Genomic DNA, 20,190 nt, shown 5'->3' with positions numbered 1-20,190 from the left:
AAACCGCGTAAAGTTGCGGTATCCCTACGACCGCCATTCCATGAACAAGTGCTGTAATCCCGACCACCCGCATTGCACCTACTGGGTCATGCCAGGGGAAAGCACGTGCTCGGGCGGTCACGCGCAAGCCGTGCCGGAAGCGGAAGCCGGCAGTTTCGCCGTGCTCAGCGCCATGCGCCATGCGCGCAGCGGCCCGCAGGCGCCCGCCCCCGCCAACGGCTACACGGCGCCGGCGCGCGTCCATCCACAACTGCACATCAGCGGCTTCGACCCGCGCGCGGCGGGCGGCCGCCAGTCGCTGAAAATGGAATTGCGCGGCATGCCGCAGGATTGCGCACCGCAGCTGTCCGTGCGCCTGCGGTCGGAACTGATCCCGCATGGCGCGCTGCAGCAGCAGTTCATCCGCTCGGTGCACGGCGACTGGCGCCCGGTCTTCGTGGAGTTCTCCTCGCGCGGCAAGGAGCATGGCCAGTACCAGATCCACGCTGAGATCGTGTCCAAAGGCGACCAGGCGCAGCGCCAGTGGGAATGCACTTTTGTCATCCTGGTGCCGCGCGTGGATGCCAGCCTGAACGAAATCCATCGTACCTTCCTCAGCACGCACAAGAATGTGCGCGTGATGGCCGACGACGCGTCGATCGCGCGCGTGTCCGGCCAGGGCGGCAATACCATGGATATCGACGTCACCGCGCGCAACGCCGGCATCGCCCATCTCGACCTGGGCGCGGCGCCGGGCAAGGTGGATGTCGGCTACTCGACCATCGCCTGGGACGAGGACCTGATCGAGATCGAGCAGGCGCGCACCGGCCCCACCCATCCGCACCCCACGCTGGCGGCGAGCTTCATCAATGCCGAGCCGGAAGGCGGCGCCTGCCGCCATATCCGCCTGTTCGCGATGGACGAGGTGTGTTTCGGCCGGTTCGAACTGGTCGACCCGGAGGCGGACGCCCTGCTGCAGCACTTTTCCGCCGAAGGCCCGGATGCGCAAGGCCTGACGCGCCGCCTGTCCGGGCGCCATGCCGTGATCCGGCACGGCAAGCATGGCTTTGAGATCGAGGACGTGTCGCGCTACGGCCTGCTGCTGGACGGCGTGTGGCCCGGCAAGAACAAGCCGGTCGCGCTGCGCGCCGGCATGAAGATTGAAATGAGCGCCAGCATCAAGGGCATCGCCCTGCTGGAGGTCAGCGCGGTCATGCCGCACGGCGTCGTACTGCACCGCATTGACCAGGGTGCGCGCGCCGAGTGCTTCGTACTGCTGGCGCGCGACACGCATCCGGGCTATCCGGTGCCGCGCCACCAGGCGCTGCCGGCGGCGGCCACCCTGCCGCTTTTAATGCACCATGAGGGCGGCTTCTGGCACATCGACCAGCTGACCGGCAAGGAAACCGCGCTGGCGCCGACGCCGAAGCAGGAAAAGTTGAGCCGCATCCCGGCCCACACGCGCTTTGCCAGCGACGCTTATCCGGAACACTGGATCATGCGCACCGGAGCGACCGTGCATAACACGGTCGGTGCCCACGCCACCGCTTAAGCAGCCGGTTTTTTGGGCAAGGGGATGAACTCCGTTTCGCCCGGCACTTTGGGGAAGCGCTGCGCCTCCCAGTCGTCCGCCGCCTGCAGCAGGCGTTCCTTGCTGGACGAGACAAAATTCCAGAACAGGAAACGATGCCCGTCCAGCGCGTCGCCGCCAATGATGACGAACTGGGCATCGGTTTGCGCCGTGACGCGTTGCGAAGCCGAGGTATCCAGCAAAGCCATCATATGCTGCGGCACCGCCGCGCCGTCGATCTCCACTGCGCCGCTGACCGGATACAGCGCTGCTTCCGGCGGCAGGCCGGTCAGGGCCAGCTGCTGGCCCGCTTTCAGGCTTACGTCCAGGTACAAGGTATGGCTGAAGGCTTGGACCGGGGACATGTGGCCGAAGGCGGAGCCGATCAGTACCCGGACCCTGGCGCCATCGACTTCCAGCTCCGGAATGGCGCTGGCCGGGGTGTGCTGGAAGGACGGTTCGTCTTCCTCATGCGCCTTGGGTAGCGCGCACCACAGCTGCAGGCCGTGGGTGCGGTGCGGCACGCCGACCAGTTCCTTCGGCGTGCGTTCCGAGTGCACGATGCCGCGCCCCGCCGTCATCAGGTTGATGGCGCCCGGTTCGATGCGCTGCAAAGTACCCAGGCTGTCGCGGTGCTCCATCGCGCCTTCGAACAAATAGGTCACGGTGGACAGGCCGATGTGCGGGTGCGGGCGCACGTCATGGTCGGCGTCGGCCGGCACTTCGACCGGGCCGAAATGGTCAAAGAAGATGAAGGGGCCCACGGCCTGCTTGACCGCCGCCGGCAGGTAGCGGCGCACGATGAAGCCGCCGCCCAGGTCCTTCTCGTGGCCTTTCAGGAGGTGCGCGATGGTCATGGTTGTCCCAGCTGGGTGGTGATTTCCGTGCTCACGGCGGTCATCAGCTTGTGCACCGGGCATTTTTGCGAGACGGCCAGCAGCTCTTCGCGCTGCTCGTCGGTCAGCGCGCCGGTCAGGTGCAGCGTAGCGGCCAGGCGGTAGACGCCCTTGCGCTCCTCGCTGGCATCGCGCTCGGTGGTGACTTGCACATCTTCCACCGGAATGCCTTTACGGCGCGCATACCAGACCACGGTCAGCGCCTTGCAGGCGCTGATGGCGGCGTCGTACAGGTCGTGCGGCGATGGGCCGGCATCGTTGCCGCCTTCTTCGATCGTGCCATCAACGGAAACGATATGGTCGCGCACATGGAGGATGTGGCGCATGGGAAGCGACTGGTCGCGGACTACTTTTACGGTCATGATGATTCCTGATGGTTAAGACATAGCGCAATTTACACCAGTTTGCGCGCCACGCGGAAGCCCACCACGTCGTTCGCCAGCAGCGCCGAGTAGCCGTTGCGCAGCGCGGCGCGCAGGTAGCGCGGCTGGTACAGCCATGCGCCGCCGCGCAGGATGCGGCGCGCCTGGTCGCCGCCCTGCTCCCAGGCGCTGCCGTCATTGGGGGCGCCGAGGTAGTTTTCGTGCATGGTATCCTGCGTCCATTCCCATACATTGCCGTGCATGTCGAACAGGCCCCAGGGGTTGGGCTGGTAGCTGCCGACACGCGAGGTGCCGCCCTGGCTGCTGCCTTTCGGGCCGTTGTTGTAGGTAAAGTGGCCGTCGTAGTTGGCATGTTCGGGCGTGATGTCGTCGCCAAAACTGAAGGCGCTGTGGGTGCCGGCGCGGCAGGCGTACTCCCATTCCGCTTCGCTCGGCAGGCGGTAATGCTGGCCGGTCTTCTCGCCCAGCCACTGCAGGTAGAGCTGGGCGTCGTGCCAGGTCACGCACACCACCGGGTGGCGCTCGTCCTGTTTGAAGCCGGGCGCGTTCCAGTCCACGTCAAGCTTGGACTCCCAACCGGTCGCTTGCGCGAACTGGCGCCATTCGCCCACCGTCACCGGGTAGCGGCCCAACGCGAAGGAATGCTCGATGCCGACCCAGTGCGCCGGCAGTTCCCGGTCCAGCCAGGCCTTCTGCGCGCCGGCCTTGACGGCGATCGTGTGCTCGAAGTCGGTGGAGCCCATCTGGAAGCGCCCGGTCGGGATCAGCACCAGGTCCGGGCCGACACCGCTGCCATCCAGGAAGCGGTCGCGCAGCACGCCCTCGGCATCGGCCACCGGGCTGCTGGCGGACGGCAGCAGCGCCGCCAGTTCCGCCGCCTTGCGCGCGGCCTGCTCCTTGCGGTGACGCTCCTGCTCCGCCCGGTAGGCCGCTTCGGCTTTGAGCTGGGCCGCCTTGCGCAGGCGATCTTCCTCGGCCTGGCGCGCTTTCAGCGCGTCGGCGTCGCGCCGGGCGATGAGCTGCTGGCGCAGGCGCTCCTTGCGCTCCGTGGCCTCCTGCTCGGCCAGGATTTTCCGCTGTTTTTCCTGCTCGCGCCGCAGCTGCTCCTGGCGCGCCTTCTCTTGCGCGGCGGCCAGGGCGTCGGCTTTGCGCCGCGCCGCCAGGTCCGCTTCCTGCTGGCGGCGGCGCTCCGCATCCTCGGCGCGCGCCTGGGCATCGGCGCGCGATTGGGCCTCGCGTGCAGCGCGCGCTTCGTTCTCGCGCTGTTCAGTGGCCGATCGTTCCGCCTGGCGGGCCGCTTCGCGCGCGGCGGCTTCCTCGGCGCTTGGTTCGCCGGCATCGCGCAATGCGTCGAGCAAGGCGGCGACCGATGCGGGGCGTTCGTCGGCACGCAGGGCGAAACCCCGTTTCAGCGCCTGCCATTGCTGCGCGGTGAGCGCGGCGGGCGGCGCCGGCTCCAGCAGCGCCGTCGGCGGCCCGTCGAATGGCAGGCGGCCTTCCAGCAGCTGGTAGACCATCACGGCCACGGCGTACACGTCCAACTGGGGGCGCGGCATGCCCTGGCTGGTGCCGGACTCCGGCGCGCGGTAGCCCGCCGTGCCCGCATTGGGAACGGCCATGCCCAGGTCGGTGCCGGTGCTGCGCGCGCGCGAGGCGATGCCGAAGTCCAGCAGCTTGATTTCACCGGCTTTGGTCAGGAACACATTGCCGGGCTTGAGGTCGCGGTGCACCAGGCGGTGTTTGTCCCAGGCGTACTGCAGCGCGTCGGCCACCGGCCGCAACATGCGCTCCACCTGGGTTGGCGTCGCTTTGCCCTGTTCGCCCAGCCAGGCGTCCAGGTCCTGCCCTTCCAGGCATTCCATGATGATGAAATAGCTCGAGGTGGCGGGGTCCTGCGCCCATTCATACACGCGCACGATATTGTCATGCGCCAGGCGGCGCGCCTGGGTCGCCTCCTCAATCAGCAGCTTGGCGTGGGCCGGGCTTTGCGTCAGCTGCGGCGGCAGGATCTTGAGCGCCACCACGGCGCTGTGCCCCAGCTCCGCATGCGTGGCAAGGTCGGTCGCCTGCCACACCTGGCCCATGCCGCCCATGCCGATCAGGCGCTCCAGCCGGTAGCGGCGGTTGTGCGGGCCGATTTCCTGCCCGCCCATCAGGCCAAGCTCGGTGCCCTGGCGCGCGCTGCCGGCCATGGGCGGCGCGCTGCCTCCCGGGGGCGCGTATTCGGCGTCCAGGATAGCGTTCTTGCGGCGGTCGAACTCTTGAAGGCTTAACAGGCCGTCGTCGTGCAGTGCACGCAGTTCGCGAATCTTGTCTCTTGCTGTCTGCATCGTTGCCTTGCTTTACCTCGCTATCTGGGTGCCGCATTCGGGGCAGAACCTGGCATCGGGCGGCACGCTGTGGCCGTTCGGGCAGCGGCGCGCTGCTGCCGCGGCCGGCGCCGCCACCGATGCCTGCGCCGATTGCGCGCGCAGCAAATCCAGCTGGTGCTGGCGTTCCTTGTCGCCGCTGCTGTCGCGGTATGCCCGTTCCTCCTGTACCTCGCCGCGCGCCAGGCGCATCGCTTCCGTTGCGGTGATGCTGTTTTCCGCCGCGACCACGCCCGCCAGCGCCTGCAGCTGCTCGGGCGACATGCCGGCCTGGGTTTGCTGGCGCATCAGGCGCGACAAGGCCTCGGCGTTCGGCGTGGCGGCCAGCGCGATCTTGGCGGTGTCGCTCATGCGGCCGATGGATTCCTGCCGTTCGATGTCGATGCGCGCCATGGTGGCGGCATGTTCCTGCTGGGAGACCATGCCCTCGTACTCGATCTTCCAGCGGTTGAAACGCTCGTCGCGTTCCAGCTCCAGCTTCTTGAGGGATTGCTGCCATTGCGCCTCCTGGTCGCGCAATTTCAGCTGCAGGCGCTGTTCTTCCACCGCCAGCTGGTCCTGCATGGCCTGGTGCGCCAGGGCTTGGGCCGCGCGCTGGTGCAGGTTGTCCGCCTCCACCGTGCGCAGCAGCTTCTCGTGCTGGGCGATGGCGTCGGCCGCCGCGCCGCTGCGCTTCAATTCTTCCAGGCGGGCGTTGATCTCGGCGACATGCACGCCGGCGCCGGCGTCTTTGGCTTCCTCCCCGCGCGCCATTTCGCGCTTGCGCGCCAGGTGTTCCTGCTCTTCCCATTCCTGGATACGCTCGGCCTCGCGGTGGCGGGCGGCGTTGGCCAGGGCAATGCCCTGGAAACGGGCGCGATGGTGTTCGGCTTCGATCTCCTGCTCGCGCTGTTTGGCGGCTGTTTCGGCCTGGCGCAGCATCTGCAGCTGCTTGCGGCGGTATTCCTCATCCTCGATCGTGAGCGCGGACTGGATGCGGTGCTGCAGCTGTTGCTGGTACAGCAGGTGCGAGAAACGCTGGCGGGCCAGCGCCTTCTCTTCCAGGCCCGCTTGCTGCGCCAGCTCCATTTCGGTGCGCATCTTGATCTGGGCCAGACGGCGCACCTGGTCCCATTCGGCGGCCTCGCCCACCTGCAGCGACTTGCGGCGCGCCAGCTCGTGCTCCAGGTCCGCCAGGGCCGCGCCGGCACCGCGCTCGAAGGCCTGCTTGCGGGTTTTGGCTTCCAGGATCCGGCCGTACAAATCGATTTCGCGGGCGCGGATGGCCAGCATCTGCTCTTCGGCCTCCTGCTTCAATTCGGCGCGACGGTAGTCGCTGCGCATCTTCTGCTCCTGGCGCCAGATGGCCTGCCATTCCTCCTCGTCATACAGCTGGTCGAGCTGCTTGACGTGTTCCAGCTGGAGCTGCCGTTCATCGGCCACCAGGAACAGGCTGCCGACGCGCTCGCGGTTGTCGTCGTATTTATCGTGGCGCAGGGCCAGCGTTTCGACCTGCACGGCGGCCAGGCCGAATTCGGCCAGGCGCTGGCGCAAGGCGCTGTGCAGGCGTTCGTTGAGCTGCTCGCGCAAGGCCGAGGTGTGGGCCATGTCGCGCATGGCGCGGCCGCCCAGGAACTCGGCCGCCACCTGGCGCACCGAGGGCGCCAGCAGCTCGTGCAGCTGCAGTGTGCTGACGGTGCCCGGCACGGTCATGAAATGCTGGGCGAAGGCCGGCACGCTCTCCACCTGCAGCCCGACGGTAAAACGGGCGGCCAGCTTCAGGAACTCGGCGGTATGCAGGTCGGAAAAGCTGAATTCCACCGGCAGCGGCGTGGTGCGCGTGATCAGGATTTCGCCGTGCTGGTCGCGCAGCAGGTTGTTCAGGCGCGTAAAGAAGCCTTCCAGTTCGTACTCGCCCTGCGGCACTTCGGTGGCTTGCCCGCCTTGCAGGATATAGGCGCGGGTGGTGGCGGGCACGCGCAGCGTCTTGGTAAAAATGCCGGACAGCTGGCGCACGCCGAAGTACACCGCCAGCTCGTCGCTGGCCGGAATCCAGCGGTTATCGCGCAGCACCGGTTCGCTGCGCGGGGCGCCCAGCGTCAGGCCGCACTGGTTGCAGTAGCCCGATGCGTCGCCGTTGCGGTGCTCGCAGCGCGGGCACTTGACGCCGCCCAAACCAAACATCTTGAACATTTCCTACTCCTTGTTTGTCCCAGCGCTAACTGATTGTAGCAAAGGCAACCTCTTGCTGCTTTGCGCACGATTCATATCCACCCCAGCTTGTCCACGCAGGCCAGCGATGCTCCTTTGCCGCGCAAGGCGGCGCGATAGCCGGGCGGGATCGCTGCCTGCCATGCGTGCGGCAGCAGGATGCGGTCGCCGGGGTTCGCCTGGCTGAGTATCAGCTCCAGCTTGGGCTGCATGCCGTCCACCGCTTCGACCCGGCCGGCGTGCCAGGCGTTGGAGCAGCCGGTGGCGATGATGCGGCCGCGCGGTACGAATTCCCGTCCCCGCGCCAGGCGGTCGGCCATGACCAGGGCGAATTGCCAGGATTCGCCATGCAGGCGGCCCTGGCCGAAGCGCACGGCGCTCTTCCAGCGGCCCTGGCCTTTACCATCGAAGTGGCGCGCGCCGCATAGCGTTTGGCGCACCGATTGCTGCATCGCCAGGTCAAGCACGGGGATCGCGATGGTGGACTCTTCATGGTGCGCGGCGTCGGCCGGCAGCGGATGGATGCTGACTTCGACCCAGGCCAGCGCGTCGTTGATGCCGCCGCTGTGCAGCGGGAACCAGGCGCGCGCGCTGGAGACGCCGGCGCGGGGATGGGCATGGCCGCTCAACTCGCCCAGGTGACGGATGGCGTGCGCGGCCCAGGCCTCGCCCGGCGCGCTGTCGCCGGCGGCGCCGAGCCAGGTCTCGCCTGCCGCAGTGGCCGCGCCGAGCAGGCGCCATGCCTGCGCCGCATCGCCCGACACTTCGCCGTACTGCCAGTTGTCGGACCACCCAGCGGCAATCGCGCCCCCCTGCGCGGGCCGCCATATGCCGCGCACCATGCGGTCGGCCAGGACGGCGGCCAGCTCCCAGTTGCGGTCGTCGGCTGCAGGGGCCAGGTCGATGCCCAGCACGACCTGGTCGCGGCTGTCGAAGGTGGATTCGGTGAGGCGCGCCAAGCGCACGGCAGCCTGCATCGCTGCGGCCAGCGCAGGGGAGCCGGGCGCCACGCATTTGACCTCGGCCCGGTTGCCGCGCGGACGGCGGGTGGCGGTGAGCGTGGCGATGCGGCCATCGGCGAGGACGGTGCGGCATTCTGCGCTGCTGGCGTGCGGTGCGGGGTTCATGGTTGCGGCTTGCGGCGCTGGGCCAGGCTGTATTCGAGGTTGGAGAGCATGCGGTCGGTTTCCTCCAGCCTTGCCGGATCGAGGCCGCCGCGCATGGCGGCCAGCAGGGCCCAGCCTTCGTCCAGCGCGGCTTGCGCGGACCGGGCGTGCATGGCGCGCAGCTGCTGCGTGTGTTGCGGGAGCTGCTGGCCGGGGGCGGCCTGGGTAAGGCTTGGCATGGTGCCGGCCTCCAGCGCGGCATGCGCCAGGCGGCGCAGGATGTCTTGCATGGGGGCGAAGGTGCCATCCCCTTCCCTCATGGGCAAGGCGCGCAGGCCGGCGGCCAGCGCCGGGAGTTCCAGGAACAGGCGGCGCAGCGCAGCGGCATCATGCTTTGCCGGGTCGCCGCCCGCCGTTGTGGAAGCCGCCGCAGTTGCCGCCCGCAGGCCGTGCCATGGCATATCGGCCAGCCGCACCCACGCCGGCGCCGGCGCGTCGGCGTGCGCGGAATGCCCGCTCGCGTCGCCTGCCGGGCGCTCCACGCGGGCAGCGGCGGCATGGCCGCAGGCCGCGAGTTGCGCGGCGAAGTCAGTTGCGGGGTGCAGGTCCACCGGCAGGCAATCCTCCACCACAAGGCCGAAGCGCGTATAGACCAGCTCATTCAGCCCGCTGCGGAAGGCATGCCACTCCTCGTCCGTCGTGCAAGGGGGCAGCTCCAGCGTCCCCTGTTGCAAGGCCGCCTGCACCGCATCCTGAATGGCGGCGCCAACGGCGGCGGTGGGCAGCGCGCGTTCCCCTTCCGCCGCCAGCAGCAAGGCAAAGCGCTGCCGGTCGCCGGTCGCATCGAAACAATAGTCGAGCCGCAGCCCGATCTCCGGTGCCGCCGCGAAAGGCGTCATGAAGCAACGCAATGGCGCGGCATGCACCGCCCAGGCCACGCCCTCGGCTACCTGCACCAGCACCGCCCGTGGCGGCAAGCTCGCTGGCCGCGCGTCGTCCAGGCGGAGCGCCAGCGCGGACGTGCCAAGGCCGTCAACCGCACCACGGTCAACGGCCGGATCCTGCGTGGGCTTGCCACGCATGCGCGCCAGAAAGCCCATCATTCAGGGCCCGAGCGGTTCCACCGCAAACAGCGCGCCATGCGCCTGGAAATGCTGTTCCGGAGCCTGCTCGAAGGGCCAGGCCCGTTCGCACTCGCCATCCGCATCGAGCCGCCCTTGCAGCAGCACAGCGCCGCCGCCGTCCGTCACCCGCAGCATAGGGCGGCGTGCCAGCAATTGCGCGGCAAAACCGGCCGCCGCCTCCAGTTTCAGGATCACCTGCCAGCCCGCCCCCTGCGGCACGAAGTGCAAAGACCAGCTACCGTCGTCCGTGACGAGCACGGTCAGTTCGCCGGCCGTGGAGGCGGCCCGCAGCATGCCCCGGCTGCCCTGCCACCCCAGCGCCGCCTGCGCGCGCTTGCGTTCCAGCGCCAGGTGGCGGAAACGGCGCAAGGTCAGGGGCGACGCCTGCAATGCCGCTAGCTGGGCGGCGCTCAGGGGCCGGCTGCCGTCCAGGGCCGCGCGCAGCACGGCGTCCTCCAGGGCCAGGCCATCCTCCCCGGGGCGGCTGCGCAGCAGCAGCGCCTCCTGCAGCTTGCGTTCAGTTGTATTGTTCACCTGGTACTCCCTGCTTCCGCATTCAACCCGTATTTCAGCTTTTCGATCAACTCGTTGCGCCGCTTGCGCAACGTCGGCACCGAGATGCCCGCCATTTCCGCCAGCCGCGCCATGGAGGGCAGCTCGCCACTGCCGGGCTCCAGCCATTCCTCGGGATAGCTGTCGTCCGCCGGCCCGAGCAAAACCTGGAAAACAGCCAGCCGCACCGGCAGCGCCTCGCCCTGCAATGCCGCCAGTCCTGCCTTGCGGGGGGAAGGGCAAACTTCCGCCTCTGCCACCTTTTGCGCCTCGTCCGCCACGCGCCACAAATCCTCCATCCAAGACAAGGATTCCGCCTCGTCCAGCTGCCAGTCGCCATCCTGGTTGGAGGACAACTCCTCATAATCACCGATCTCGCGCAGCATGGCCGCGATCTTGCCGGGATTGTTCTTCATGCTGGCAAAGCGCTTGGAACGCGTATGCAGCGGGCCGGGCGCGCCGCCGAACTGCTCCAGCGTCTCGCTCCAGCGTATCAGCCACTCGGCGCGGCAATCGGCGACACAGCGCATCTGCCGCACCTCGATCGGAAAGCCGTGCAGCTCGCGGCCGAGGATGGCCCCCACCTGGACCGCATTGTGCTCCCAGTTGGCGAACAGCTGGGCAATCTCGCGGTAGGCCGTGTCCAGCATGCGATAGGTATAGATCTTATTGGGCGAACAAGGCTGGCCGGTCGCCACCTGGTAGTTGTCGCTATCGACCTTGTCGCGCAAGACGGCGAACATGTCATTGACCTTCTTGCGCAGCATGCCCTGCCCGCTTTCCTCGCGCCAGAATGCCCCAGAGCGCGCATGCTCCGCTGCCAGCGCCCCGAGGAAGGCGGCCCAGTCGGCGGTTTGGGCCTGCAATTCGTAGAGTAAAACCAGCGCCAGTTCCGCCGCGCTGTCCCCGTATGAATTGCCGGGCGCTTCGCCGCGCGCCCGCCGCGCATGGTCGCGCAGCAGGCGGCCGGCCGCGTCGGCATACCACTCGAGCGACTCCGCCGCGCGGGATGGGTCAAGCAAAAGGTCCGCATCGCACTGCCGGAACGCCTGCAGCGAGCAGTGGCCCAACAACTTGCGTACTTGTTCCCAGCCGTGTTCCTGGTACCGGGTTCCTGGCAGCCGCATACTATCCTGTCAACATTGTCGCGTGCCCAATGCACGCCTCCTTATCATGGCATAGCGGCAGCCCAACCATTCGCCGCGAATGAAGGAGGATTTCCCTTCTGTTTCCCATTCTGCCCGGCCATTGCCTTGAGCAGCGCCGCAATCATGGGGGCGGCATGCGCGCCGCCGGTCAGCTGCGAGTGGCTGACGAAGGCCGCGAAGGCCAGGCGCCGCGTCTGGCCAGGCAGGCTGCCCGGCTCCAGCCAGCCGGTGAACCACACCGTGGCGTCGTCCGCGCTCACCGGGGCGGTGCCGGTCTTGCCGTACAGGCCGCGCCGCACTTCCGCCAGCGCCGGGCCGCCGAACGCGCCGGCCGCCGTGCCGCTGTCCACCACCCCTTTCATGCCCTTGCGAATGCGGTCCAGCCGCGCCGGCAAGGCCGTGCCAGCGGCATCCTGCGCCTCCTGCCCACCGAGCGCCGCCAGCACGCGCGGTGCGCGCAATTGCCCGGAGCCGATGGCCGCCGACACCAGCGCCATTTGCAGCGGCGTGGCCTGCATGCGCAGGCCGATCGCCATCTGGCGCAGTTCATGGCGGCTGTCGATCGGATCGATGCGGGAGGCGCTGGTTTGCAGCGCATCGTAAGCCTGCCAGGGAAAGCCGGCCGGCAGCAGGCCGCCATCTAGGCGCATCTGCGTGCCGAAACCAAGCGTGCGCGCCGCCTCGGCGATGGGGCGCTGTGCCGCCAGCGCGCCCTCCTCCAGCGCGCGCAATCCCGGCGCGCCGCCCTCCGCCCGGCCTTGCAAGGTACGGTCGCTCAGTTCAGCGCTCCACGCGAACCAGGTATTGACGCTGTACGTCATGGCTTGCGCCAGCCCCAGGCGGCCGGACTCGGCGCGCCGCGCGGAGCTTTGTTCGCGGTAATTGGTCACGTGGGCGGCGGCGGTGGCGGCGGGGTAGCTGGGCGCGTCCGTGCGGAAGGCGTAGCCGCGCTGCTGCGCGAGCAGGTCGATCTCCGGCAACGGCAAGCCGCCCAGCAGGCCATCCAGTGTACGGTCCTGGCGCGCGGCCATTTCCAGCCCGAGCGCACTGACGATCTTGAAGGCCGAACCGGGGCTGCTATGGGCGCCGCCATCGTGCTGCCAGGCCGGCAGGCGCAAAGGACTGCGGGCCGGATTGGCGCGGTCGAAGTCGCGCGCTTCGCGCCAGTTGCCGGTCGTGACAGCCGGGCCGCCGGCGCCCGCCGCCAGCAAGATGTCGCCGTTGTCTGCGTCCAGCAGCACCAGCCCGGCACGCCTTTGGACGGGCGGCGCAACGCCGCCGTCGCAGCTTTGTCCGTTCCAGGCGCCGCCGCGCAGCCCCTGGCATTCCAGGATCGCCTGTCCCAGCGCTTGCAGCGGCAGCGAAATGGTCAGGCGGGCCGCGCGCGCGCGGCCCTCCAGCGCTGCCGCCCGCGCCAGCATGCCGGACACGCTGGCGGCGTGGGCCGGGCCGACGCCAAGCAGGTTCGCCAGGCCGGCGTTGCGCGCAGCGGGAGTGGCCGCCCCGCCCGTCCAGAGCGGCGTGCCATCGCGGTCGGCGATCTGGATGCCGGCCCTGGCCGGGGCCTCCACGCTGCCTTCGCCGGTGCCGCCCGCAGCGCTGCCGCCACCGCGCACGCCGGCGCTGTAAGCCGACGCCGGGATGGCCTGCCACACCGGCGCGCCGCCGGCCAGCGCAATATGCCGGTAAGCCTGGTCGCCGGGGTGCAGCGCGCCGGCCACGTCCAGCGCGCGCACGGTCAGCTCGATGCGCGTCGCGCCCGCTTGCGGCCGCAAGGCAATCGCTTGCACCTCGCCCGGCGTGCGGCAGGCGGCGCCGCTGCAGGCGTCCAGCGCCGACAGCGCCGCACCGCGCGCTGTGCCGTGGCGGCCCGCCAGCAGCAATTCGATACGCTCGTTGCCGCGCGCAGGCTGCGGCAGGCGCAGCACCAGGGTGGCCTGGCTGCGCCCAGGCCAGTGCGCCGCCCGCTGCCAGGGCTGCCAGCCTTGCGGCAGGTCGGCGAACAGGCGCACCGCCAGCGGCGGCATCTCCGCCGACTGCGCCATTTCTCCACCGCCGGCCGCGTGCGCGGAGATCGTCACACCAGGCGCCGCCGCCCCCGCGCGCAGGCGCCAGGCCAGCAGGCGCCGCTCGCTGTTGAACAGGTCGACCTGGCGCTGCACGTAGGCGCCATCGGCTTGCCGATAGAGCCGTTGCAGCAGCCGGCGCATCGCCTCATCCGCTTGCTGGCCGCGCCAGCCCGCCAGGTCGGCGGCACGTTGCCCCTGCCCTGCCGCCAGCCATTGCGCAAGGTCGGGCGGCGCCAGCTCCAGCAACCCATCCGCGCCAAGCCGCAACAGCCCGCGCGCGCGCAGGCGGTTGAACAGGACTTCATCTTCCCGTGCCGCCGTCGCCACGGCCGGCACCGCGTAACGCCCCGGCTCCAGGCGCAGACCCGCCGGCGCACCGGCCAGCGGAAAGGCCACGACATGGGCCCGTCCCGGCGCGCGGCCGGCCACGGGGGCGGTGGAGAAGGCCTGCACCACCATCTCCCCCTGTGCGCAGCCCTTGCCGGGGCGGCGCTCCACCCGCACGGCCCCCTCGCGCCACACCAGCCAGCCGAGCGAGCGCAACGCCGCGCCGGGCGCATCGCCGACCCAGCGCGCCGCCGCGCCCCGCTCGCGCCAGCGCACGCGCAGGGTTTCGCCGGCGGCGGTAATGGTCATGGCGGGAATGCTGCTGCCTTCCCCCGCCAGCACGGCGTGGCGCAGAGACGGTGCGCCGCTGGCCTCCGAAAAGCGATAACCGACTTGCAAGGGCAGCGGCCGGGCGCACAGGTCGACCCGCACCACCGGGCCGCCATGCAAGCCGCTTGCGACCAGCAATCTGCCGCCCGCCACTTCCTGCAGCGCGATGCCCGGCGCCTGCGGCACATCGAAACGCACGCCCGGCATCACCGCCTGCAGCGCCGGCAGGTCGGGCGCCGCTGCCGTGCCGCCCTGCTCCGCCATGCCCGCCGCATGTCGCCACAGGACCAGCGCCCCGCCTGCCGCAAGGGCCAGCGCGCCCAGTGCCAGCATGAGCGCCGGCGCCCTGCCGCGCCAGTGCAGGGACAAGGCCAGCGGCGCGCGCGCTGCTGCCTGCAGGTTGCGCTGCCGCCGGCGGTCGCGCCGCCAGGCCGAGAGTCGGGAAAGAAGGGTCGTCATGCACAGCGCTAGCCGGGGGAAGCGGAAAATCCCGACTTTTTGCACTTCGCCCCGCATTTTTTACCGCTCGTCGCATCGCCGTGGCGACCCGCCGCCGCCTTGGCTACAGTGAGCACATGGAAAGTCCTGATGTGGACGATCCGCAAACCGGAGAACATCATGAAAGCCCTGCGTAACTTTGAAGCCCTGTTCATCGCCATCCTCGGCCTGGCCTGCGCTGCCAACTACGTCTTCGATGGTGCCGACGAAAGCAAGGCTCCAGCCGCCTACGCGGCTGCCGCCCAGCCAGCTGCAAACCAGGGCATGCCGGTGGTGGTGGTGCCAGCCAAGCGCATGAGCGCTGCTGAGAAGCAGGCTTCGCTGGCGGAAGAGCGCAAAGCCACCCAACCTGGCAGCATTTAAGCCAATTGTTACCTCCCTGCGGGGATTTGTAAGAAACTGAATCAGGCTTATCCCGTCAATCGTGCGCTTGCTATATTTAAGTCAAGCGCACCACTTACCGGAGATAAGCCATGTATAAACCGAAACTCATCGCTGCGGCCGCCCTGGCATTTGGTGCGGTCGCCTTCGCCCCCGGCACCGCCCTGGCCCAGGTGGATTTCAGCCTGGTGATCGGCAACGCACCGCCGCCGCCGCGTTTTGAAAGCCTGCCGCCGCCGCGCCATGGCTATGTGTGGGCGCCGGGCTACTGGCGCTGGGATGGCCACCGCCACGCCTGGGTGGCCGGCCACTGGCTGCGGGAACGCCAGGGTTACCGCTACTACCCATCCGAATGGGTACGCGTCGACAACGGCTGGGGCTGGCGTGAAGGCGGCTGGACCGCTTACGGCCACTACCGCGACCCGCAGCGCGACTACTATCGCGACAACTACCGCGACAACTACCGCTACCACGACCGCGGCGGCCGCCGTGACCGCGACCGCGACGGTGTGCCCGATCGCTACGACAGGGACCGCGACAACGATGGCGTGCCAAACCACCGTGACCGCGACCGTGATGGCGACGGCATCCCGAACCGCCGCGACCACCGGCCGGACAACCCCTATCGCCGTTGATACCGGCAGCGCCGCCGGCCGCGCGTAGGCAGAAAGCTTACGGCTGCCCCATGGCGGCGCTACCGCCTTTCAAGTGCTTGTCGAGGAACTCGACCATCCTGGCGTTCGCGATGGCCTGGTTCTTCTTCTTGCTGAAGCCATGGCCCTCGTCGTCGAACACCACGTAGTCGACCGGCACATTGTTCTTCTTTACCGCCTCCACGATTTCATCGCTCTCCGGCTTGATCACGCGCGGGTCGTTCTTGCCCTGGATGACCATCAGCGGCTTGCGGATATGCGTGGCATGGAACAGCGGCGAAGTCGCCACCAGGAAGTCCTTGTCCTTCACCGGATCGCCGATCTCGTCGTACAGCGCCTTGCGCTGCGACTCCCAGTAAGGCGGAATTGATTCCAGCGTGCGGATCCAGTTGCTGACGCCAAAGATGTCGATGCCGACCTTGAACGCCTCCGGACGGAACGCCATCGCCGCCAGCGTCATGTAGCCGCCATAACTGCCGCCCATGATGCCGATGCGCTCCGGATCGATATAGCCACGGCTGGCCAGGAAAGTCTTCGCTTCGATGCAGTCCCACAGCGGCTCGCGGCCATGCTTGCGGTCGTCCGCCATGAAGAAGGTCTTGCCGTAGCCGCTGCTGCCGCGGTTGTTAATGCCCAGCACCGCATACCCGTTGTTGACCAGGTACTGCACCATGGCGTTATAGCCGCGCCGCGTCTGGCCGCCCGGGCCGCCGTGCACCAGCACCACCGCCGGCACTTTCGCGTTCGGCGCAGCGCCTTTCGGCTTGTAGTAGATCGAAGGCACCACCATGCCGTCGAAGGAGCGGAAACGCACCACCTCGGCCTCCACCAGGTCGTTCGGATTGATCTCCTTGCTCATGCTCTGGGTCAGCTGCTTTGCCTTCTTGGCCGCCACGTCGTACACAAACAGGTTGTTCGGCGAACGGTCGCCGTTGACATAGAAGGCCATCAGCTTGCCGCTTTCCGAGAACACGGCGGCGCTCATATCGCCGCCCGGCACCTTCGGCAGCGCCATCGGCTTTTCGTCCTTGCCTTCCACCACGCGCAGCACGGTGCTGCCATCCTGGTTGATGATCGTGGTGCGGAAACGGCCGTTGCGCGAATAGCCGGTGGCGACCACGTCCCAATCCGCCTTCTCATGCTCGGCCACCTGCCCGCTGGCCAGGTCGTAGCTGCGGATGCTGGTGAACTCGCCGCCCGCGTTGGACGTGAACAGCAGCTTCTTCGACTCCGGGTCGAAGCTGGCCGCATCGTAGCTCGCCACGTCCTTGTGCGGCGTGATGTGCTTCATCTCTTTGCTGGCCAGGTTGTACAGGTAGATGTCGCTGTCCGCCGTGGTGTTCGGCTTGTTCAGGGCCAGCCACTTTTCGTCGCGGCTGATGCGGCTTGGGCTGATGCCGTTATCGTTCTGGTACAGCATGGTGCGCGAGTAGTCTTTCACGCTGTAGCGGTACAGGTCGAAGAATTTCGGGTTGCGTTCATTGGTCACAACGTAGAAAGCGCTGCGGTCGTCGCTCCAGCCGAAGAACGAGGCTTTCAGCTTGTCGCCCGGGGTCAGGTCCTTTTCGCTGCCATCCAGCTCGCGCACGAACAGGTGGTTGTTTTCGTCGCCGCCCTTGTCGCGCGTGAACAGGAAACGGTTATCGCCCGGGAAGTAGCTGACAGCGTAGGTGCTGTCCACCGTCGATTTGGTCAGTGCCGTTGGTTTGCCGCCGCCGACCGGAATCGAATACACATTGAAAATGCCGCTCTCGTTGCTGCTGAAGAGGATGGACTTTTCGTCGTGGCTGAACGAGGCGCCGCTGATCGAGGTGGTGGCCATGAACTGCTCGATCGTGTATTTCCGCACTGGTTTGGCGGGCGCCGCGTGGGCTGCCTGCATGGCAAGCGCCAGGGCCAAAGCGCCGGCTGCGCGATACATCACTGACATGGATAGTCTCCTGTTAAAGTGGGAGGAAAACAGCCGAGCCAGTGTTGCAAACTAATTTACACATGTCAATAAAACAAGAGCGCGCCCGCGCAGAAAAGCTGGCGCGCCAGGCCGTCCCCGCCTCCCCCGCCGCATGGCACGCATGGTTCGACGGCTCGGCCCACCCCAACCCCGGCCGCATCGGCATAGGCGTGCTGCTGTCCGGCCCCAGCGGCGAACGCGTCGAGATCAGCCGCCGCGCCGGCCACGGCAGCAGCGGCGACGCCGAGTACCTGGCGCTGATCGCGGCGCTGGAAAAAGCGGTGGAGCTGGGCGTGGGGGAATTGCTGCTGTACGGCGACAGCCAGGTGGTGGTGCAGGACCTGCTGGTATCGCCGGCTGCCGGCGCCAAAGGCCTGGAGCAGCATCGGGCGCGCGCGGCGCAGTTGATCGCGGCGCTGGCGCAAGTGCATGTGCGCTGGATACCGCGCCACAAGAATGGGGAAGCGGACCGCCTGTCGCAGCAGGCGGCCCGTGAGATGGTGCCGAGCGAGGCTTAACGCACCTTGAAGACGCTGACCACGTCAGCCAGGCCGCCGGCCTGCTTTTGCATGGATTCGGCGGCAGCCGCCGCTTCTTCCACCAGTGCTGCATTTTGCTGCGTGACCTGGTCCATCTGGCCAACCGCCTTATAAACCTCGTCGATGCCGGTGCTCTGCTCCGCGCTGGCGGCGGTGATCTCGCTGATGATGTCCGACACGCGCTGCACGCTGGAGACGATTTCCTCCATGGTGTTACCGGCGTCGCTCACCAGGCGGCTGCCCGCGTTGACCTTCTCGACCGAATCGCCGATCAATTCCTTGATCTCTTTCGCCGCCGCAGCGGAACGCTGCGCCAGGTTGCGCACTTCGGAGGCCACCACCGCAAAGCCGCGGCCCTGTTCGCCCGCCCGTGCCGCTTCCACGGCGGCATTCAGCGCCAGGATATTGGTCTGGAAAGCGATGCCGTCGATCACGGCGATGATGTCGACGATCTTGCGCGACGATGCGTCGATCGACTCCATCGTGCCCACCACTTCGGCCACCACATCGCCGCCCTTGCGCGCCACCGAAGCGGCGGCGCCGGCCAGCTGGTTCGCCTGGCGCGCATTGTCGGCATTCTGCTTCACGGTGGAAGTCAGTTCTTCCATCGACGACGCGGTTTCCTCCAGCGAAGCCGCCTGCTGCTCGGTGCGCGCCGACAGGTCCTGGTTGCCCGCCGCGATTTCGGTCGAAGCGATGGAAATGGCCTGGGTGCCGTGCCGCACTTCGCTCACGATGTTCAGCAGGGACTGGTTCATATCGCGCAGGGCGCCCAGCAACTGGCCGGTTTCGTCCGTGCCGTGCACGCGGATTTCGCCGGTCAAGTCGCCGCCCGCCACACGGCGCGCCGCATCAACTGCGCGCGAGAGCGGAATGGTAATGCCCTTGGTCAGCACGAAAGCGCACGCCGCGCCAAAGGCCACCGCCAGGCCAGCCAGCACCAGCAGCAGGGTGCGGCTGTTGGCCGACACGCTGTCGATCTGCTGGCCGATGGCGTCGATCTTACCGCGCTGCATGGTCAGCAGGTCCTGCACCAGTTTCTGGTAATCGGAGGCCGCCGGACGGTAGGTTTTTTCGAACACCTCGTTCGCCTGTTCCAGCTCGCCGTCCGTTTTCAGCTTGGCGACTTTGTCGCGCGAGGAGATGTACAGCTTGCGCTGCTCCATCAGGCGTTCCCACAGGGCCTTCTCGTCGGCGTCGCTGATCAAAGGCTCGATCTTCTTTTGCAGTTCGGCCGAAGACGCGCTGGAAGCTTTCGATTCCTCCGCGAAGAAGGCGCCCAGCGAAGCGTCGCTGCTGCGGGCAATGGCCGTCGTGCGGCGGATCGCGCTATCGATCTTCGACTGCCAGTCGGAAATCATGCGTTCCTTCGCCAGCGGCGTCTCCATCATATGGCGCGTGGCGCCGGCAACTTGCTGCAGGCGCCAGACGCCGATGGCAGCAATGACGATGGACAGGGCAAGCGTAACGGCAAAGCCGAAGGCCAGGCGCTTGCCGATACTGAGGTTGTTCAGCAGCTTCATGCCGCGAGCTTTTCCACCAGGCCCATGTCGGCGGACGACATCAGGCGTTCAATATCGACCAGGATCAGCATGCGGTCGTCGACGGTGCCCAGGCCGGTGATGTACTCGGTGTCCATGGCGCCGGAGATATCCGGTGCGTCCTTGACCTGCTCCGGTTCCAGGATGGTCACGTCGGACACGGCGTCCACCACAATACCCACGGTGCGGTTGCCGATGTGGAGAATGATCACCACCGTGAACGGGCCGTAGGTCGGCTCGCCCAGCTGGAAGCGCACGCGCATGTCGATGATCGGAACAATCAGGCCGCGCAGGTTGATCACGCCCTTCATGTAGTCCGGCGCACTGGCGATGCGGGTCGGGCTTTCATAGCTGCGGATCTCGCTGACCTTCTGGATATCGATGCCGTATTCTTCCTGGCCCAGGGTAAAGGCCAGGTACTCAGCAGCCTGCTTTGTGGTGGCATTCATAATATTCTTTCATTTGTGAATGATGACGTAATATGTTACCGCAAGCCAATAAAATAATCACCAAAAATTTTGCTCTAGAGAAACATGCAAGCTTATGGAAAATACATGGCACAATTGCGCGGCTAATGACAGACA

Annotated in this window: 16 protein-coding genes; 4 read left to right on the top strand and 12 right to left on the bottom strand. The window is 67.6% G+C overall.

All coding sequences use genetic code 11. From position 1 onward, the window contains the following. Nucleotides 1-40: 40 nt before the first annotated feature. Nucleotides 41-1,531 (top strand): FHA domain-containing protein, encoded by a 1,491-nt coding sequence (locus GTP41_RS21455; RefSeq protein WP_229502998.1) that lies wholly within the window; start codon nt 41-43, stop codon nt 1,529-1,531. Here GTP41_RS21455 and GTP41_RS21450 read toward each other — a convergent pair. From GTP41_RS21450 to GTP41_RS21410, 9 genes are all read right to left on the bottom strand, one after another. Then, nucleotides 1,528-2,406 (bottom strand): pirin family protein, encoded by an 879-nt coding sequence (locus tag GTP41_RS21450; RefSeq protein ID WP_161027625.1) that lies wholly within the window; start codon nt 2,404-2,406, stop codon nt 1,528-1,530. The genes GTP41_RS21455 and GTP41_RS21450 overlap by 4 nt on opposite strands. After that, on the bottom strand, nt 2,403-2,807 hold the full coding sequence (locus tag GTP41_RS21445) for an OsmC family protein (protein ID WP_161027624.1): 405 nt from the start codon (nt 2,805-2,807) through the stop codon (nt 2,403-2,405). The genes GTP41_RS21450 and GTP41_RS21445 overlap by 4 nt, the downstream gene beginning before the upstream one ends. A 32-nt stretch (nt 2,808-2,839) precedes the next feature. After that, nucleotides 2,840-5,158, bottom strand: a complete 2,319-nt coding sequence (locus GTP41_RS21440; protein ID WP_161027623.1) for an SUMF1/EgtB/PvdO family nonheme iron enzyme — start codon at nt 5,156-5,158, stop codon at nt 2,840-2,842. A 12-nt stretch (nt 5,159-5,170) separates the two neighbouring features. Beyond that, a complete protein-coding gene (locus tag GTP41_RS21435; protein WP_161027622.1) occupies nt 5,171-7,369 on the bottom strand; it encodes an SPFH domain-containing protein in 2,199 nt (732 codons plus the stop codon). A 71-nt stretch (nt 7,370-7,440) separates the two neighbouring features. Beyond that, entirely contained in the window at nt 7,441-8,514 is a 1,074-nt protein-coding gene (locus GTP41_RS21430; RefSeq protein ID WP_161027621.1) for a hypothetical protein, read from the bottom strand. Next, the gene (locus GTP41_RS21425; RefSeq protein WP_229502997.1) at nt 8,511-9,596 is read right to left on the bottom strand and encodes a hypothetical protein; all 1,086 of its coding nucleotides are present in this window, start codon (nt 9,594-9,596) and stop codon (nt 8,511-8,513) included. The genes GTP41_RS21430 and GTP41_RS21425 overlap by 4 nt, the downstream gene beginning before the upstream one ends. Then, entirely contained in the window at nt 9,597-10,151 is a 555-nt protein-coding gene (locus GTP41_RS21420) for a hypothetical protein (RefSeq protein ID WP_161027620.1), read from the bottom strand. Next, the gene (locus GTP41_RS21415; protein ID WP_229502996.1) at nt 10,148-11,191 is read right to left on the bottom strand and encodes a hypothetical protein; all 1,044 of its coding nucleotides are present in this window, start codon (nt 11,189-11,191) and stop codon (nt 10,148-10,150) included. Before GTP41_RS21415 ends, GTP41_RS21420 begins: the two co-directional genes overlap by 4 nt. A gap of 149 nt (nt 11,192-11,340) precedes the next feature. Continuing rightward, the gene (locus tag GTP41_RS21410) at nt 11,341-14,502 is read right to left on the bottom strand and encodes a penicillin-binding transpeptidase domain-containing protein (RefSeq protein ID WP_161027618.1); all 3,162 of its coding nucleotides are present in this window, start codon (nt 14,500-14,502) and stop codon (nt 11,341-11,343) included. 159 nt (nt 14,503-14,661) lie between these two features. Here GTP41_RS21410 and GTP41_RS21405 point away from each other — a divergent pair, with 159 nt between their 5' ends. Further along, on the top strand, nt 14,662-14,904 hold the full coding sequence (locus GTP41_RS21405) for a hypothetical protein (RefSeq protein WP_161027617.1): 243 nt from the start codon (nt 14,662-14,664) through the stop codon (nt 14,902-14,904). 110 nt (nt 14,905-15,014) lie between these two features. Continuing rightward, nucleotides 15,015-15,557, top strand: a complete 543-nt coding sequence (locus GTP41_RS21400; RefSeq protein WP_161027616.1) for a YXWGXW repeat-containing protein — start codon at nt 15,015-15,017, stop codon at nt 15,555-15,557. A gap of 37 nt (nt 15,558-15,594) precedes the next feature. Here the strand turns inward: GTP41_RS21400 and GTP41_RS21395 are convergent, their stop codons facing one another. Beyond that, entirely contained in the window at nt 15,595-17,505 is a 1,911-nt protein-coding gene (locus GTP41_RS21395) for a S9 family peptidase (protein WP_202419832.1), read from the bottom strand. 62 nt (nt 17,506-17,567) lie between these two features. Here GTP41_RS21395 and GTP41_RS21390 point away from each other — a divergent pair, with 62 nt between their 5' ends. Continuing rightward, on the top strand, nt 17,568-18,044 hold the full coding sequence (locus GTP41_RS21390) for a ribonuclease HI family protein (RefSeq protein ID WP_161027615.1): 477 nt from the start codon (nt 17,568-17,570) through the stop codon (nt 18,042-18,044). Here the strand turns inward: GTP41_RS21390 and GTP41_RS21385 are convergent. Next, nucleotides 18,041-19,588 carry a methyl-accepting chemotaxis protein gene (locus tag GTP41_RS21385; protein ID WP_161027614.1) on the bottom strand — a complete coding sequence of 516 codons (1,548 nt, stop codon included), beginning with the start codon at nt 19,586-19,588 and terminating at the stop codon, nt 18,041-18,043. The two genes, GTP41_RS21390 and GTP41_RS21385, sit on opposite strands and share 4 nt — an antisense overlap. Further along, nucleotides 19,585-20,055, bottom strand: a complete 471-nt coding sequence (locus GTP41_RS21380) for a chemotaxis protein CheW (protein ID WP_161027613.1) — start codon at nt 20,053-20,055, stop codon at nt 19,585-19,587. Before GTP41_RS21380 ends, GTP41_RS21385 begins: the two co-directional genes overlap by 4 nt. Nucleotides 20,056-20,190: the final 135 nt, after the last annotated feature.

The sequence above is a fragment of the Pseudoduganella guangdongensis genome, from assembly GCF_009857475.1.
GTDB classification, from domain to species: domain Bacteria; phylum Pseudomonadota; class Gammaproteobacteria; order Burkholderiales; family Burkholderiaceae_D; genus Rugamonas; species Rugamonas guangdongensis.
This window is presented reverse-complemented; position numbering and strand designations above follow the sequence as displayed.

Bases quoted from the DNA above. Each gene is read 5' to 3' on its own strand.
- GTP41_RS21455 (WP_229502998.1), top strand. From the start codon at position 41: ATGAACAAGTGCTGTAATCCCGACCACCCGCATTGCACCTACTGGGTC.
- GTP41_RS21450 (WP_161027625.1), bottom strand. From the start codon at position 2,406: ATGACCATCGCGCACCTCCTGAAAGGCCACGAGAAGGACCTGGGCGGC.
- GTP41_RS21445 (WP_161027624.1), bottom strand. From the start codon at position 2,807: ATGACCGTAAAAGTAGTCCGCGACCAGTCGCTTCCCATGCGCCACATC.
- GTP41_RS21440 (WP_161027623.1), bottom strand. From the start codon at position 5,158: ATGCAGACAGCAAGAGACAAGATTCGCGAACTGCGTGCACTGCACGAC.
- GTP41_RS21435 (WP_161027622.1), bottom strand. From the start codon at position 7,369: ATGTTCAAGATGTTTGGTTTGGGCGGCGTCAAGTGCCCGCGCTGCGAG.
- GTP41_RS21430 (WP_161027621.1), bottom strand. From the start codon at position 8,514: ATGAACCCCGCACCGCACGCCAGCAGCGCAGAATGCCGCACCGTCCTC.
- GTP41_RS21425 (WP_229502997.1), bottom strand. From the start codon at position 9,596: ATGATGGGCTTTCTGGCGCGCATGCGTGGCAAGCCCACGCAGGATCCG.
- GTP41_RS21410 (WP_161027618.1), bottom strand. From the start codon at position 14,502: ATGACGACCCTTCTTTCCCGACTCTCGGCCTGGCGGCGCGACCGCCGG.
- GTP41_RS21405 (WP_161027617.1), top strand. From the start codon at position 14,662: ATGAAAGCCCTGCGTAACTTTGAAGCCCTGTTCATCGCCATCCTCGGC.
- GTP41_RS21400 (WP_161027616.1), top strand. From the start codon at position 15,015: ATGTATAAACCGAAACTCATCGCTGCGGCCGCCCTGGCATTTGGTGCG.
- GTP41_RS21395 (WP_202419832.1), bottom strand. From the start codon at position 17,505: ATGTCAGTGATGTATCGCGCAGCCGGCGCTTTGGCCCTGGCGCTTGCC.
- GTP41_RS21390 (WP_161027615.1), top strand. From the start codon at position 17,568: ATGTCAATAAAACAAGAGCGCGCCCGCGCAGAAAAGCTGGCGCGCCAG.
- GTP41_RS21385 (WP_161027614.1), bottom strand. From the start codon at position 19,588: ATGAAGCTGCTGAACAACCTCAGTATCGGCAAGCGCCTGGCCTTCGGC.
- GTP41_RS21380 (WP_161027613.1), bottom strand. From the start codon at position 20,055: ATGAATGCCACCACAAAGCAGGCTGCTGAGTACCTGGCCTTTACCCTG.